This is a genomic window from Achromobacter maghribensis (assembly GCF_057334215.1).
In genome coordinates, this window is record NZ_JBHFII010000061.1 from 444,806 (window position 1) to 459,152 (window position 14,347).

At 65.2% G+C, this 14,347-nt stretch carries 13 protein-coding genes and 2 pseudogenes; 2 read left to right on the forward strand and 13 right to left on the reverse strand.

What is annotated here, in order from left to right; all coding sequences use genetic code 11:
• From ACE039_RS28050 to ACE039_RS28090, 9 genes and pseudogenes are all read right to left on the reverse strand, one after another.
• Window positions 1-235: pseudogene (locus ACE039_RS28050) on the reverse strand (hypothetical protein); the annotation flags it as partial.
• Between the two features lie 38 nt (window positions 236-273).
• Window positions 274-1,809 carry a class I adenylate-forming enzyme family protein gene (locus tag ACE039_RS28055; RefSeq protein WP_485823936.1) on the reverse strand — a complete coding sequence of 512 codons (1,536 nt, stop codon included), beginning with the start codon at window positions 1,807-1,809 and terminating at the stop codon, window positions 274-276.
• A 12-nt stretch (window positions 1,810-1,821) separates the two neighbouring features.
• The gene (locus ACE039_RS28060) at window positions 1,822-2,244 is read right to left on the reverse strand and encodes a PaaI family thioesterase (protein ID WP_485823937.1); all 423 of its coding nucleotides are present in this window, start codon (window positions 2,242-2,244) and stop codon (window positions 1,822-1,824) included.
• A 17-nt stretch (window positions 2,245-2,261) separates the two neighbouring features.
• Window positions 2,262-3,266 (reverse strand): zinc-binding dehydrogenase, encoded by a 1,005-nt coding sequence (locus ACE039_RS28065; RefSeq protein ID WP_199196743.1) that lies wholly within the window; start codon window positions 3,264-3,266, stop codon window positions 2,262-2,264.
• 66 nt (window positions 3,267-3,332) lie between these two features.
• On the reverse strand, window positions 3,333-4,328 hold the full coding sequence (locus ACE039_RS28070; RefSeq protein WP_448713227.1) for an ABC transporter substrate-binding protein: 996 nt from the start codon (window positions 4,326-4,328) through the stop codon (window positions 3,333-3,335).
• Window positions 4,329-4,344: 16 nt separating this feature from the next.
• Window positions 4,345-5,148, reverse strand: coding sequence for an ABC transporter permease (locus ACE039_RS28075; RefSeq protein ID WP_485823938.1), 804 nt, complete (start codon window positions 5,146-5,148; stop codon window positions 4,345-4,347).
• On the reverse strand, window positions 5,145-5,900 hold the full coding sequence (locus tag ACE039_RS28080; protein ID WP_485823939.1) for an ABC transporter ATP-binding protein: 756 nt from the start codon (window positions 5,898-5,900) through the stop codon (window positions 5,145-5,147). The genes ACE039_RS28075 and ACE039_RS28080 overlap by 4 nt, the downstream gene beginning before the upstream one ends.
• On the reverse strand, window positions 5,897-6,625 hold the full coding sequence (locus ACE039_RS28085; RefSeq protein ID WP_313457631.1) for a GntR family transcriptional regulator: 729 nt from the start codon (window positions 6,623-6,625) through the stop codon (window positions 5,897-5,899). The genes ACE039_RS28080 and ACE039_RS28085 overlap by 4 nt, the downstream gene beginning before the upstream one ends.
• Before the next feature lie 665 nt (window positions 6,626-7,290).
• Window positions 7,291-8,037, reverse strand: a complete 747-nt coding sequence (locus tag ACE039_RS28090) for a lysozyme inhibitor LprI family protein (protein WP_485823940.1) — start codon at window positions 8,035-8,037, stop codon at window positions 7,291-7,293.
• A 438-nt stretch (window positions 8,038-8,475) separates the two neighbouring features.
• Between ACE039_RS28090 and ACE039_RS28095 the strand changes: the two genes are divergently transcribed.
• Entirely contained in the window at window positions 8,476-9,126 is a 651-nt protein-coding gene (locus ACE039_RS28095) for an imm11 family protein (protein WP_485823941.1), read from the forward strand.
• 156 nt (window positions 9,127-9,282) lie between these two features.
• Here ACE039_RS28095 and ACE039_RS28100 read toward each other — a convergent pair.
• Window positions 9,283-10,014: pseudogene (locus ACE039_RS28100) on the reverse strand (NmrA family NAD(P)-binding protein); the annotation flags it as partial.
• 137 nt (window positions 10,015-10,151) lie between these two features.
• On the opposite strand from ACE039_RS28100, the gene ACE039_RS28105 reads away from it, so the two are divergent.
• Window positions 10,152-10,253, forward strand: coding sequence for a hypothetical protein (locus ACE039_RS28105; RefSeq protein ID WP_409516459.1), 102 nt, complete (start codon window positions 10,152-10,154; stop codon window positions 10,251-10,253).
• A gap of 164 nt (window positions 10,254-10,417) precedes the next feature.
• On the opposite strand, the gene ggt is transcribed toward ACE039_RS28105, so the two are convergent.
• From ggt to ACE039_RS28120, 3 genes are read right to left on the reverse strand one after another with little or no spacing between them, the layout of a single operon-like run.
• On the reverse strand, window positions 10,418-12,055 hold the full coding sequence (gene ggt, locus ACE039_RS28110) for a gamma-glutamyltransferase (RefSeq protein ID WP_485823942.1): 1,638 nt from the start codon (window positions 12,053-12,055) through the stop codon (window positions 10,418-10,420).
• The gene (locus ACE039_RS28115; protein ID WP_485823943.1) at window positions 12,048-13,241 is read right to left on the reverse strand and encodes a serine hydrolase domain-containing protein; all 1,194 of its coding nucleotides are present in this window, start codon (window positions 13,239-13,241) and stop codon (window positions 12,048-12,050) included. Before ACE039_RS28115 ends, ggt begins: the two co-directional genes overlap by 8 nt.
• A 42-nt stretch (window positions 13,242-13,283) precedes the next feature.
• Complete coding sequence (locus ACE039_RS28120; protein ID WP_485823944.1) at window positions 13,284-14,300, reverse strand: Bug family tripartite tricarboxylate transporter substrate binding protein; 1,017 nt, start codon at window positions 14,298-14,300, stop codon at window positions 13,284-13,286.
• Between the last annotated feature and the right edge of the window lie 47 nt (window positions 14,301-14,347).

Below are 14,347 nucleotides of genomic sequence, written 5' to 3' on the forward strand. Positions count from 1 at the left end.
CCCCGGCGCCCTGGAACACGATGGTCTTGACGTCCAGGTTCTCTTCCTTGAAGAAGCCCAGCGCTTCGGCGGCGGCGTAGGGGGCGCCATCGTGCACCGCAGGCGGGATGGCGAGCGCCACCGTGAACTCGTCGGCCGCCTGCGCGGACAGGCCCGCGCACGACAGGGCCAGCGCCGCGGCCAGACGGGCGTGGGGGGGAACCGCTGGCACGCGGCGTTGCGTGGAATGAGGCATGAGGAAACTCCTGTGTCTGTCTTGTTCGGTGGGCCGTGTCAGTGCGCGGCGAGGGCGGCGACGCGCGCCGCAGCGTCGCGCAGCAATGTGGCCCGATCGATCTTGTTCGTGCCGGCCAGGGGCAATGCCGGCAGGAACCAGATATGGCGGGGATGCTGATACGCCGGGGCGTGTGTCAGTGCGTATTGCTTCAGGGCGCCGGCATCGGCGCGGGCGCCTTCGCGCAGGACGACATAGGCAACCGGCTTGGCGCCCTTGATGTCGTCCTCGACCGGCACGACGCAGGCCTGCTGCACGTCGGCGTGGCCCTCGAGCATGCGCTCGACCTCGCCGGGGAAGATGTTCTCGCCGCCGCAGACGAACATGTCGTCGCGCCGGCCCACGAAGGTGTAGAAACCCTGCGCGTCGCGGCTGAAGACGTCGCCCGTGCGGTAGTAGCCATCGGAGGAGATCGGTGAGGGCAGGTCGGGCCGCGCGTGATAGCCCAGCATCAGGCCCGGACTGCGCAGTTCGAGCATGCCGGTGTTGTCGGCCTCCTCCGGCCCGCGCGCGAGTCGCACTTTCACGGCTGGGTGCGGATAGCCGACAGACAGCGGCGGGGTGGGGATCCCATCTGGGTGTGGCCCGAACACGACCGGGCCGCCCTCCGTGGTGCCATAGGCGTTGATGACGCGGGCATTCGGGAACAACGCGCGAATCTGGGCGAGCAGGCTCGCGCTCACCGGGGCGGAGCCCATGCGGATCGCGCGTACCGATGAGAGATCCGTGGCCGCCAGCAGCGCGTGCTCGCGCAGCATCATCGCGATCATGGGCGGCACCGCGGTGAGCCAGGTGGCGCGCCAGCGGGCGATCGCTTCGATGTACAGGCGAGCGTCGAACTGCGGCAGGAGGACCGCGGTGGCGCGGCAGGCGAGCGCCAGGAATGCGAGCGCGAGCGCATTCATGTGATAGAGCGGCGCGGCGATCAGGGTGCGCTCGCGATCGAGCGGCGTGGCCGCCTGGCGCGTGCGCACGGTCCAGCGCTGGCCGGCGTGCGACAGCCGCACCCCCTTGGGCTTGCCCGTGGAGCCGGAGGTGTACAGCATCAGGGCGACGTCATCCGCCTGGGGTTGCCACGCCGGCTGGCCGCCGGGCGCGAGAAACGCCTCCCAGTCGTCGCCGTCGAGCGCGACGCCGGCCACGCCCTCGGGCAGGACCGGGGCGCGCGCGGCATCGTGAAACACGAGGCGCGCGCCGCTGTCGGCGAGCACGTAGGCGATCATCGCCGGGGGAAACTTGAAGTTCACCGGCACCGCGACGAGGCCGGCGCGCATGATGCCGCACAGGACAGCGAGATAGCGGGGGGAATTGGCGGCCAGCACGGCGATCCGCTCTCTTGGCGCATAGCCGCGTCTGCGCAGGCCCTGGGCCACGCCCTCGGCCATGGCCGCGAACTCGTTGCGACTGACGGCCAGCGCGCCGCCCGTGTCGTCCAGGCCGATCAGCGCGATGCCGCTGCCGTCCGCCTGCCCGATCGGGCCGGAGAGCTCGCCGAGGTTGCGCAGGTCAACGCGGGCAATGTCCAGTGCGGTCATGCCGGCTCCTGTTTACGCACGCGGCGTGGCGTAGACGCCGCGGCCGCTGGCCACGAGCTTGCCGTCGGCATCGAACACCTGGGCTTCCGCCACCGAGACCTGGCCACCGAACTTGATCACCTTGCCATGGGCGCGCAGGTCGCCAGGGCCGGCGGGACGGTGATAGTCCACGCGCAGATCGATGGTGGGCACCCCCCGGCCTGTCTGCGACACGAGCGCCCAGTCGGCCGTGAGGTCGACCAGCGCGGCGAGGATGCCGCCATGCGTGTAGCGCCTTTCGGCATTCACGACCCATTCTTCGCGCCAGCGCGCGGTGAGTTCGACCTCACCTTCGCGCACGGCCTGGACTTCAAGGCCGAGCCATTGATGGTAAGGGCCGCGCAGCAGGCGTGCCTGAATGTCGGCGGCGGTGGGCAGGGTTGGGGTTTCGCTCATGATGGAACTCCTTGGATTCACGGATTGACGATGACTTTGCCCAGGACCTCGCGGTCGCGGATCAGCGCGAGGCCGTCGGCGGCCTGTTCGAGCGGCAGGCGCCGGTCGATGAGCGGGGAAATGCGGCCTTCGGCCACCAGGTCCAGCAGCGCCTTGAGGTTGTCGTCGTAGAAGCTGTTGGAGCCCTTGATGTTGAGCTCGAAGCTCCATACGTAGCGCAGGTCTTCCTTGGGATCGTGGCCCGCCGTCGCGCCGCATACGAGCAAGGTGCCACCGCGCTTGAGGCACTTGAGCGAGGGCACCCAGGTGTCGCCGCCCGTGAAGTTCACCACCACGTCCACGCCGCCTTCGTTGGTGCGGCGTTGGGGCTTGCCGTACTGTGCGATGGCCCACTTGGAGAAGTCCGTCTCGCGGTAGTTGATGACGTGATCGGCGCCAAGCGCCTTCAGGGCCTCGGCCTTGGCGTCGGTGCCGGCGCACGCGATGACCTCGGCGCCAAGCAGCTTGGCGAGGATCACACTGGCGGTGCCCACGCCGCCGCTGGCTCCCAGGATCAGCACGCGGTCGCCGGCGCGCACGGTCTGATGCGTGATCAGCATGCGGTGCGCCGTGCCGTAGGCAACCGGCAGCGCGGCCGCGTCGTCGAAGCTCACCGCATCGGGCAATGCGATCAGCTGTTCCTGCGACACCAGGCAGTACTCCGCCATGCCGCCGTCGAGCATCTCGCCCATCAGGCCGCGCGCGCGGTTTAGCGGGTTGACGAGCACGCGGTCGCCGGCCTTCCAGCCGCTCACGCCGGGGCCGACTTCACTGACTTCGCCGGCGAGGTCCAGGCCGATCACCACGGGCAGCGGCACCTTGATGCCCGGCATGCCCTGCACGGTGAACACATCGTGGTAATTGAAGGAAGAGGCGCGCACGCGGATGACGACGTGACCTTCGGTGGGGGCGGGTATGGCCTTGTCGGTCACGACGCGGAGTTGGTCGAGGCCGCCGTGTTCGGTCAGCAGTAGGGCTTTCATGGTCTTGCTCATCGGGATTCCTGTCGTTCTTGAGGTTCGGGAAGGCGGGGGTTCGGCCCTCGCGGGTTACTTGAGTTTCTTGGCGGCTTCGTAGGGGCCGGTCACGAAGAGGTCGGCGGGCAGGCTGCCCTTGATGAGGCCGCCGGCGGCGAACACCTCGTGCTGGCGCTTGAGCGTCTGGAGATCGGCCGGCTCGAAGGCCACGCGGTTCATGTCGTTCCACTGGGCCGCGTAGATGCGCGCGTCTTCTTCCGGGAGGTTCGCGGACTTCCGCAGGATGGCCACGACCTCATCGCGATGCGTGTCGCCCCAGGCCAGGGTGTTGCGCAGTCCGGCGATCACGCGGGCTACGGCTTCGGGGTGTTCGGCCACGAACTCCGCGCGCACCGCGCCGATGCCGATATAGGGCACCGAGCTCGCGCCGGTCAGGCGCTGCCATTCCTGGGCGAACGATCCCAACTTGGTGACCTTGAGTTCCTTGAGCTGGGCCACCGTGACCGAGCGCAGCGCGGCGCCGTCCACCTGCTTCTGCGCGAGGAACTGCGCGAGCCGCGATTCGTTGCCGCCTACGAGCGAGAAGTCGTTCGCGCCAATGCCATGGTTGCCGGCCAGCACCGCCCCCGCGATGACGGCCACCGAGCTACCGGCGGGCGACATGCCGATCTTCTTGCCGCGGAACTGGTCCAGGCTCTTGATCGGCGAGCCTTCGGGCACGACGAACTGCACGTCGGCCGGTTGGGTGGCGGCGAACACCTTGATCGGCACGCCTTCGGCGGCGCTGCTGAACACGCCGGCGGCGGGGGCGCCAAAGGCCAGGTCGATGGAGTTTGAGGCCAGCGCACGCAGCGGCGCGTTCACGTCGGGGAAGCGCACGAATTGGACGTCCAGACCTTGCTGCTTGAGGAAGTCCGTGGCTTCGAGCACCGAGCCGTAGCCGAGGCTCACGCCGCTGCTCCAATAGCCGATTCGGACCTTGTCGGCGGCGTGGGACACGGCCGGTCCGAGGGTGACAGCGAAGGCGAGCGCGGCCGCGGCAGCGCGCAGGAAGGGTTTCACTTGCATGGGAGACTCCGTTGCTTCAGAGAGGTTTCCAGCGGAACAAATGGCGTTCCAGCGGTTTGAGGATGCCGCCCTCGAGCGCCAGCATCAGCGCGACGAGAAGCAGGGTCCAGGCGAAGACCTGGTCGGTCTGCACCAGATCGGCCGCCTGGCGCAGCCGGTAGCCAATGCCGTCTGAAGAGCCCAGGGTTTCGGCAACCAGCGAGACGCGCCAGCCAAAGCCGAACGCGAGGCGCGCGCCCGAGAAGAAGTAGGGCAGGATGGAAGGAAGGTGGATGCGAAACAGGATGCGCGCGCGTGAAAAACGCAGGCTGCGCGCAAGGTCTATCCACTGCTTGTCGACATTGCGCGCGCCCTGCCAGACGTTGGTCAGGATGAGTGGCATCGCGGTCATGAAGACCACGAAAATTGTCGTGGCGTTCGAGATACCGAACCAGATGATCGCGAACACCGCCCAGATCGCGGACGAGACCGTGTTCATGACGGCGAGCAGCGGCTCGAAGACCTGGGCGAGCGCCCGGCTCGAGCCCAAGGCCAGGCCGAGCGGCGTGCCGACCAGCGTGGCGAGCAGGAATCCCGCGGCCACGCGGTATGTCGTCATGCCGACATCGTGCAAAAAGCTCGGCGTCTGGGTGAGCGCGACGAGGGCGTTCCAGACCTTTGCCGGCCCCGGCAGAACGAAGGTCGGCATGCGCGAGGCGGCAAACACCCACAGCGCCAGGAAAGCGAGGGCGAGCAGCACGCGCGTCAGCACGAGTCCGGTCCACGCGGGCAGACCTGCGCGGCGCACGGGGGCGGGGTTCGTGAGGGTGGTTCGAGTCATTGCTGGACTTTCAGGCGCAGGCGCCGCGTGGTTTCGGTGACGTCGGGATCGGTGGGGGCGCGCGGACGCGGCAGGTCGATCGGCACGATTTCGCGGATCCTTCCGGGCCGCGGCTTGAGCAGCACGACCCGGTCCGCCAGTACGACGGCCTCTTCGACGTCGTGCGTGACGAAGAGAACGGTGTTGCCGCTGCCGCTCTGGATGCGCATCAGTTCCTCGTGCATCTGGGTGCGGGTCTGGGGGTCAAGCTTGGAGAAGGGCTCGTCCATCAAGAGCAGGTCCGGACCGATCACCAGCGTGCGCGCGAGCGCGGCGCGGCTGCGCATGCCGCCGGACAATGCGTGGGGCCAGGCGTCGCCAAAGCCCGACAGACCCACGGCCTTGAGCGCGGCGTCTGCGCGGCGGCGCCGCTCCTGGCGTGGAAGCGCATCGGGTTCCAGGCCGAGTGCGACGTTGTCGCGCACCGTGCGCCAGGGCAGCAGCCGGTCTTCCTGGAACAGATAGCCGAGCCGGCTATGGCGGTGAAACTCGGCAGCGGGCTCGCCGGCCAGCGTGATCTCACCCTTGCCGGGCGATTGCAGGCCCGCGATCAGATCGAGCAGCGTGCTTTTTCCGCAACCCGACGCTCCGAGCAGCGCAACGATCTCGCCTGGAGCCACGTCGAAGGCGATGTCGCGCAGCACTTCGAGCGTGCCGAAGTGCTTGGACAGACCCGCGACGCGCAGGGCGGGGGTGAGGCAGGCCTGCGTCATCGCCAGCTCCCCGGGCCGGTCACGGGGATGGCCGCGCCGGTTTCGGCCAGGCTGGCGTAGAGCTTCTCCAGCGTCATGGCCTGGAAGGTCTCGATGTGGCGGCGGGCGATGAGCTCTACGCGCCGCGCGTCGCCTTCCTCGAACGCCGCGATCATGGCGTTGTGGTCGTGTTTGATCTCCGGCTTGGTCTTCTGCACGCCAAAGCCGAGGGCGACCAGCCGCGACATCTCGTCCATCAGGCCGGCTAGCGTGTGATGCAGGCGCGCGTTGCCGCAAGCAGCGGCGATGGCCAGATGGAACGCCTTGTTGGCGTCCATGAACACATCGATCTGATCGTTCAGCTGCAATACCGGATGCTGAACCCGGCAGGCCGCCTCCAGGTCGCGCAGCCGGTCCAGATCGACCCGGCCCACGGCCAGGCGCGCTGCCAGCGGCTCGAGTTGAGCGCGTAGCGTGAAGACTTCTTCGACGTCGCGCAGCGTGATCGGTGCGATTTGGTAGCCCTTGCGCGGGCGCGACCGCACGAAGCCCTCTTGCGCCAGCCGGGTCAGCGCGATGCGCAGACTGGTCTTGCGGATGTCATAGGCCGCCATCAGCGCGGGTTCGGTCACGATGGCGCCCGGCGAAAGACGGCAGGAGATGACGTCGCGCCGGATTCGCTGATAGGCGTCGTCGCCGCTGCTGAGCGCGGCGTCTTCGTTCAGGGTGAGTCTGGAGGTGTCCATCGCGGCCTGTTGGGTGAGTCTGGGCGGCTCACCGATGCATGCACATCGGCTTACCCAAGGATTCTAGGGAGGCACAGTGCGACGACAAACGAAGAAAATCTCCTATCAATATGCGCTGGGGTGACCGGCCCACGTAGGCTGCTCACTGGAATGCTGACACCCGGGCAGGCATGGCGCTTGCTCGGCCCTCATGCGCATTTGATTGTTCGCGATATCGCCAGGCCTCCCTACCATGCAGCCTGATTTGTCTGGTCAGGAGCAAGCCTCATGGGGGCAGTAGTGCAGCAAGGGTTGGAAAAAAGGGCAGCCGCCGGCATTGCGCCGTCGCCGTGCGCGAGGCGTGGCCGTGGGAATGCTGGTGGCAGCGTTGGCGACCGCGGGCCTGGCCCTCGGCGCGGCCGCGCGGGCGCAGGAAAGGCGGGCCGCCAAGGCCGGTGGAACGCTGATCGTCGGGCAATACCAGGAGGGCAGGTGCCCATGCCTCAAAACAGGTCGTCGCCTTACGGCGGCGTCGTGGCCGGCGCCACCATAGCCATCGCCTGTAGCGCGGCCAGCGCGCGCCGCTTCATGTCGGCCACCTGGGGCCCGAACTCGTAGAGCGGCGCACCGAGTGCCGGCGCGTTAAGAGGGAAAGGGCTCTTGGGAATAAGCTCGGGCGCTTACCATCAACCGCCATAGCATTGCGCGTAAGTAAAGTCGACCAAGCGCTTGTCTGAGGCATCCTGTGGCGTGGACGGCTCTACTTGGAAATGCCCGAACATATCGTCGTTGCAGATCCTCACGTTCTTGCGCTGCGCACCTTCCTGCAATACGCAGGAGCCGCCAAAACTGTGATTACTCCCAGCGACGCCAACCGGTAGATCAATCAGCCGGCTACAACCGATGATTCGGCCGTTTTGCTTCTGGTGCGCCAACGATTGGTTGAACGATTCAACACGGGAGTTGGGATCACGAATCGGCACAACATTAACGCATTCGCCACTAACGGTTTGCTTGCCCGGCAGCTTGCAGTCTGAGTACACCTCGCCATTGGCAATATGTTCCTCATTACGCGCCAGCATGGCGATGCGGGTTGTGTATGCTTGCTGCAGGCAGGCGCTGTCTTGACAAATGCCACGAGCGTATTTAATCCAGTTGCGCTGTTCTTTAGCCAACTCTTTCTTGCCATAGGCATCGGTTGCGGCTAGTGCTGTTTCATAGGCGCCTTGCAATTTTCCATCCAGCGCGGATGTCTCGGCATCGCTACAGATCAACCTTTCCGTAGCGCCCACGGCCTTGTTGCAATCAAAACTAGCGGCTTGGGCGCCAGTCCATAGCGTTGCAAGGCCCAGCGTAAAGAGAAGCTTCATCGCAGGTGTATACCGTATCTTCAGTGCGTAAGCGGGTCGGCGTGTTGAATGCGGCAGGGTCATGATCCTATCTTCTCAAGTTGTATGTCGATGATGCCTTGCATACAGCACAACACATCTCCCTCGTGACACGTAAAATCAGCTTAACCGAGCTAATGCACATCTCTGGTCTTGTGATCTTGTCGCAGGAGCATCAGAGGCCTTCTTATTCCAATACCCAGCTCAGTTTTTACCAAATCTAAGCTGACGCCTGTGCCTTTACCAACTGAAGCGGCGGCTCCATCACAATCTTCTCGGATGAGCTTTCATTAACGTCGCTGATGAAATTCATTAAACTTGAGATTTGGTTCACTGAAGTTGGCGTGGCCCGGTACAGCCTCCAATACAAGAGCTCGGTCCGATGCTCGTCCGTGCAATCAACAACATGGATATTAGTTTCGCCCTGCTAGCATCGGCTCAACTGCATTCCCGTTCTGCCCCACATCCAAGATGGAAGCCGCCGTGACCGAACCGACCGCCATTGAAGTTTCAGCCGAAGCCGCTTCTCATAAGGGCGAATTTTTCCTGATCGACGCCAGCTTCTTGGAAAACGGCAGGGTCCCCGGCATAGAAATCGCCAACGAAGAGAAGCTGATCGACCCGGGGATGAATGTCGTCTCGCGTCCTGACGGAATGCCAGATCAGTATCCGGAGCGTCCCCACCTGGTTCAGGTACCGGAGAGGGGCGGAATGCCACGCGATCTGGAAGAGCTCGCTGGCATATGGATTGTGTCGGAGCCTTTGAAGCAGCTGTTTGAGCAGTTGGACGCCGAGGCGTTTGCATTTGTGGCATGTGACTTCAGCCTTGCTGACGGCAGCCCCGGTCCTCAGTACTACCTAGGCAATGTGCTGCGCAGACTCGATGCCCTGGATGAAGCCTCTTCTCGCGTGAGGATCAAGCTCGACCACAATTATCAGACCGGCGAGGACGAGAAGCTTTATAGCCTCGTCGGCGGGGCCAGCTTGGTGTTCAAACAGGATGTTGTGGGACATGCCCATATCTTCCGCCAGGATCGCATGGGAGCTCCTCCCATCTGCGACCGCGCGATGTTTGATGCATTGCGTGCGGCAAACTTCTCCGGGGTTCGGCTGCGCGATGTCGCCGATATTTAGAGCGTGTTATGAACGTTGGAGTAGGTCGGCAGCATTTCCCAGCCTCAGCATGCTGAAGACCACCTGGTGCGCGGCCGTCGGATTACCGTAGACAGAACGCTGGTGCCGGTTCGTTGGTTAGCGTGCGCGTCGTGGGGTACTCAGTTGCTGGCTACCTCAGCCATGGACCACCAGGTCCTGAATGTAAGCCTCCAGGGTGGTCGATCCGCGCAGCGGGGTGTCCGACAAGTCAAAGCCGCTGTCGACGCTCACCTCGGTCATACGGGCATAGGATTCAGCGGCGGCTTCAGAAAATCCCTGGCTGACGAACGTTTGCTGCCATTCCGCTCGCGGTATGACGTGGACCTCGACAGGCCGGTCCAAGGTCTTCGCGAACGCTCGCGCTACGTCGCTGGGTGTATAGCGCCTAGGGCCTTCTACGTAGCGGACGCAGCAGTCGTCGAGAGACGTCATTAAACGGGCGGCTGCGACTTCGCCCAGATCTTTCGGCGCGACCATCGGAATGGCGAGATTCGCCGGGAAAAGACTGTGCAACACGCCGGTGTTGCGCACCGTTTCGAGTAACCCGTCCCAGTTGCTCATGTAGTAAGCAGCACGGTTCACGGCCGCCGGCAACGCTTGGGCTCGTAGCCCTTCTTCCAGTTCCCACAGCACGTTCAAATCGCCAATGCGGCTGCCCGGCTGGGCGCCGCCCGTCGATTCGGCAACGACTTTTTCAAGCCCGGATCCCTCGAGCGCGGCGAGTATGTTCGCAACGGTATGTCTTTCGACGACGTCGGTGTCGGTGGTGGTGTCCGCCGGAGGATTCAGTAGAAAAGCGCGTCGGCCACGCCGGAACGCGGCGCGTAATGACGCCACGTCTTCCACATTGGCTTGGACAATGTCGGCGCCCCGAGCGCGCCAGTGCGCCCCATGATGATGTACATGTGTATGTCCTCCGGTTGATGCGGGTTCAGTAAGGGGCGCCCGGACACTACCAGTCGGCGGGGCAAATGCAGGTACTCGCTAATATCGTTGATTATGGTATGTCCGTCCAGGAGGCCATCGAGCATCCGCGCATGTTGGCTCGTGGGAATTCGTTTGAGATGGAAAGTACGGTGCCGGAATCGATCGAGCATTCCCGATAGGCAAGCAGTGGCGCGGCCTACATCCGGATTTCACCTCTGGAGGTTCGATTTCTTGTGTCGAGTCAGGGTGACGCGTCGTTCTCCCCCGAATGGAGCCGTTGCGTGCTGCTGGCGATGCAAGGCGCCCAACCGGCATACGACGCCGTCCTGGGCCACTAGCCGGCCTAACGCTGCCGCTGCATCACCTGCAGCGCCACACCATCCCGCTGGGGATCGGCGCCGCCTTGAAACGCGTCGCCTGCCCGCAGCACCAGATGCGGTGCGGCGAAGGCATAGCTCAGATGCGATCGAGTCACGGTCTGGCCCTGGGCGGTGAGCGGGTCGGTCACATAACGCGGAATACGGTTGGAGACTTCAACCGCGTTGCTGGTCACCGAAATGCGCGGGCTGGCCACGGCTTCGAGCGCGGTCATGCCAAAGTCGACAAGATTGACCACGGTCTGGGTCAGGGCCGAGGGAATGGCTGTGCCGCCGGGTGCGCCCAAGGCGGCGTGTACCTGGCCATCTCGAAACAGCAGCACCGGGCATTGCGAGCTGGTGCGTCGCTTGCCCGGACCGATCGAGGCCGGCCGGCCCGGACGCGGATCGAAACCGCTGAGCAACCCGTTGTAGAGGAAACCCAACCCGTCGGTGATGATGCCCGAGCTGGTGCCCAGGCTATGGGTAAGCGTGGCGGCGTTGCCCTGGGCGTCGATGACGCAGACTTGGGTGGTGTCGCGAGGTTCGGGCGGCAGGCCGGGCGAAAGCCGCGTGACGTCGGCGCGGACCTGTGCGCGGATACGCCCGGCAAGGTCCGCCGCATGTTCTTGCGACAGCAGGTGGTCGAGCGGCACGGGCACGAAATCGGGATCGCCCACATGGGTGTCTTTGTCGATCGTGACCCATTTCAACGTTTCGGCCAGCAGCTGCAGATACTGCGCGCTGTTGTGGCCAAGGGCCGCCACGTCGAAGTTCGCCAGCACATGCAGCGCCTGGATCAATGTCACGCCGCCGGCCGGAGGCGGAAAGCCCGCGACGCGCCAGCCGCGGTAGTCGCCCCATATGGGCGCAACTTCGGTGACCTGATAGTTGTTCAGGTCTTCCGCCGATAGCAGACCGTCGTGCGCACGCATGTCGGCGACGATGCGGTCGGCGATTTCGCCATGGTAGAAGTCGGCCGCGCCCGCCCGAGCCAGATGTTCGAGCGTCGCGGTCAGGTCCGGGTTGCGCAGCCGCTCGCCGGGTCGTTTGAATACGCCATCCTGCCCCAGGTAGACGGCGCGGCCGGTCGCCGTCAGCGCCAGCCTGCGGTTCGTTTCGAGCATGCCGCCCCGGGCGCGGTCCAGCGCTCCGTATTGGTACATGTGCGGCCGCACCACTACGCCGTCGCGGGCATGCGCCAGCGCAGGCTCCAGCGCGTCGGCGAATGACCAGGTGCCGTAGCGTGACAGGGCGTGCGCCAGTCCGGCCAGGGTTCCGGGCGTGCCGATGGACTGATAGCCCGCTTCGTTCACGTTGCCTGCGACTACGAAGGCATAGCCATCGGGTGTTTCGTTGACTTGCAGGCCGGCCCAGATGTCCGGCCGTGCGGCGGCTGGTGCGCGGGCGCAGAAATCAACGCAGGTATGAATGCCGCGGTCGGGCATGGCAATCTGCAACGTGCCGTAGCCGGCGATGCCCGCCATCAGCGGGTCGACCACGCATTGCGTGAACGCCGCGGCCACGGCCGCGTCCACGGCATTGCCGCCCTCCATCAGCACACGGGCGCCGGCTTCCGCGGCCTCGGGCTGTGCCGCGGAGATCATGGCGGCGCGCTTATTCATGGCGGGTTCCCGTCGCCTCGCGCAGCGCGGCGAAGAAGGCGTTCAGCTCGGCGTCGCGGTCGGGCTCGTTGACGCTGGCATAGCGCGGTTCGGGGTAGGCCGCCAACTGCACCACGGCAAGCTCTGCCGCGGCGTCGATGAAGATGCGCTGGCCGGAATGTCCCATGGCCATCATGGCGCCATCGTTACGCAGCCACCAGCTGTATCCATAGGCCGACAGCCCCAACGCGCGCCGATGGGCCGCATGCTGATCTGACGGTATGGCGAACGCCGGCGCCGAGGATTGCGCAACCCAGCCTTCCGGCAGGATGCGCCGGCCGTCGGCCATGCCGTCGTCAAGCACGAACTGGGCGAATCGGCCGATGTCCCGCAGCGCCATGCCCGCGCGGCTGCCGCCGATTTCCTGGCCGTCGTCGGATTCCAGCGTGTAGTAGGCATCGAACTCCATGCCGCAGGGTTGCCAGATGCGTGCGGACATGTAGTCGGCCAGCGTGCCGCCCGTCGCCGCGCTCAGCACGGCGCCCAGCAGATAGGTGTCTCCGGTGTTGTAGTGCCAGACCGAACCGGCAGGATGGGCGCGGGGGCAGGCGCGCAACAGCGCCAGCACGCCGCCGGGCACCTTGTCGGCAAGCGACTTGCTGTAGCGGTTCACATCCGACAGCTTGTCGGTGTAGTTCTCTTCCCAGGCGATGCCGGACGACATCGTGAGTAAATGGCGGATCGTCACGGCATCGTAGGCGCATTGCGCCAGCGCCGGCACGTACCGCGTTACGGGATCGTCCAGGCTGGCGATCGCGCCGTCGTGCAGGGCGGCGCCAGCCAGCATTGCCGTCATCGACTTTACGGTGGACATGGTCGACCAGCGCTCGTGCGGCTGAAAGCCCAGCCCGTAGCGTTCCAGCACGATATGGCCGCGGTGGAGCACCAACAGGCCTGCCACGTTGTTTCGGTCCATCAGGTCGCTGACGCCTCGCGTCTCGCCGTCCAGGGTGTAGCGCACGTCGAGTTCAGGTGCGCGGGGTAGCGGTCGCGGATGCTCACCGCGGCGGATGGTCCGGGTCGCGAACAGGCGGTCGACGTTGCGGTAACCATAAGACTGCAGGCAGGGCGGCCAGAGTAGAAAATCCTCGCCGCGCGGCAAGTGTTCGACGGCCTGCGCCAGTGGCGGAGTATGGATGTCGTTCATGGGTGTCTCGGAGAGGGCGCCGGGCATGCCGCCCGGCACGGATCAGTCGTTGCGTATGCCCAGTCGCTTGACGATCGGGCCCCAGACATCGGCTTCCGTCTTCATGGATTGGGCGACCGACTCGGGGCCCAGGGCCTTGGGCGGGGTCATGTAGATCTCGTCCATCTGCTTGCGCGCCGCTTCATCCGCCCAGAACTTGCGCGTGGCATCGGTCAAGCGGGCGATAATTTCGGGCGGCGTGCCCTTGGGCGCCATCAGGCCATACCAAGCGTCGCCCGGAAAGCCCGACACACCGACCTCGGCGATGGTGGGGACGTCCGGAAACTGCGCGACGCGGTCGGAGCCGAAGATCACCAGCGGCACGGCCTTGCCGGTCTTGACCTGCGGCACCGCGCCGGTGAGCGCATCGGAGGTCAGGTCGATCTGCCCGCCAATAAGATCCATCATGGCCGGCGCGGCACCCTTGTACGGCACATGCGACATCTCGATCTTGAAATGTTCGGCCAGGAAGGCCACGTTCAGGTGGGTGGAATTGCCAATCCCGGCGGAGCCATAATTCAGGCGCCCGGGGTTCGCTTTGGCCTGCTTGACCAGATCATTCACCGAACGTATGCCCGAAGCGGGGTTCGCCACCAGTACCTGAGAGGTTCCCGCGATCTTCGTGACGGGGTCGAAATCGCGAGTGGGGTTGTAGGTCAGGTGCGAATAGGTGAATGGGTTGACCGACATATTCGACGTGCTGCCGAACAGCAGCGCATAGCCGTCCGCAGGCTGCTTGGCCACATAGGCGGCCGCGATGCTGCCGTTGGCGCCCGGTTTGTTCTCCACGACTACCGTGCCGCCAATGGCCTTGGAGGCATAGGCGGCCCAAGCGCGCGCCAGCGCATCGGCTGCGCCGCCGGCTGCGACGGGAACGTACACCGACACGGGGCGGACCGGCCAGTCGGCGGCGCTGGCGGGCAGGGCAAAGGTCAGCGCGATGGCGCTGGCGGCTGCCAGCCCCGGCAAGCGTCGTAGAAGGGTAAAAGCCAACTGCGGGAAAGGTGAAACAGAGGCCATGACGTAACGCTCCAGGAGAAGTCGGTCGGTTAAGTTCCCGAATTCTA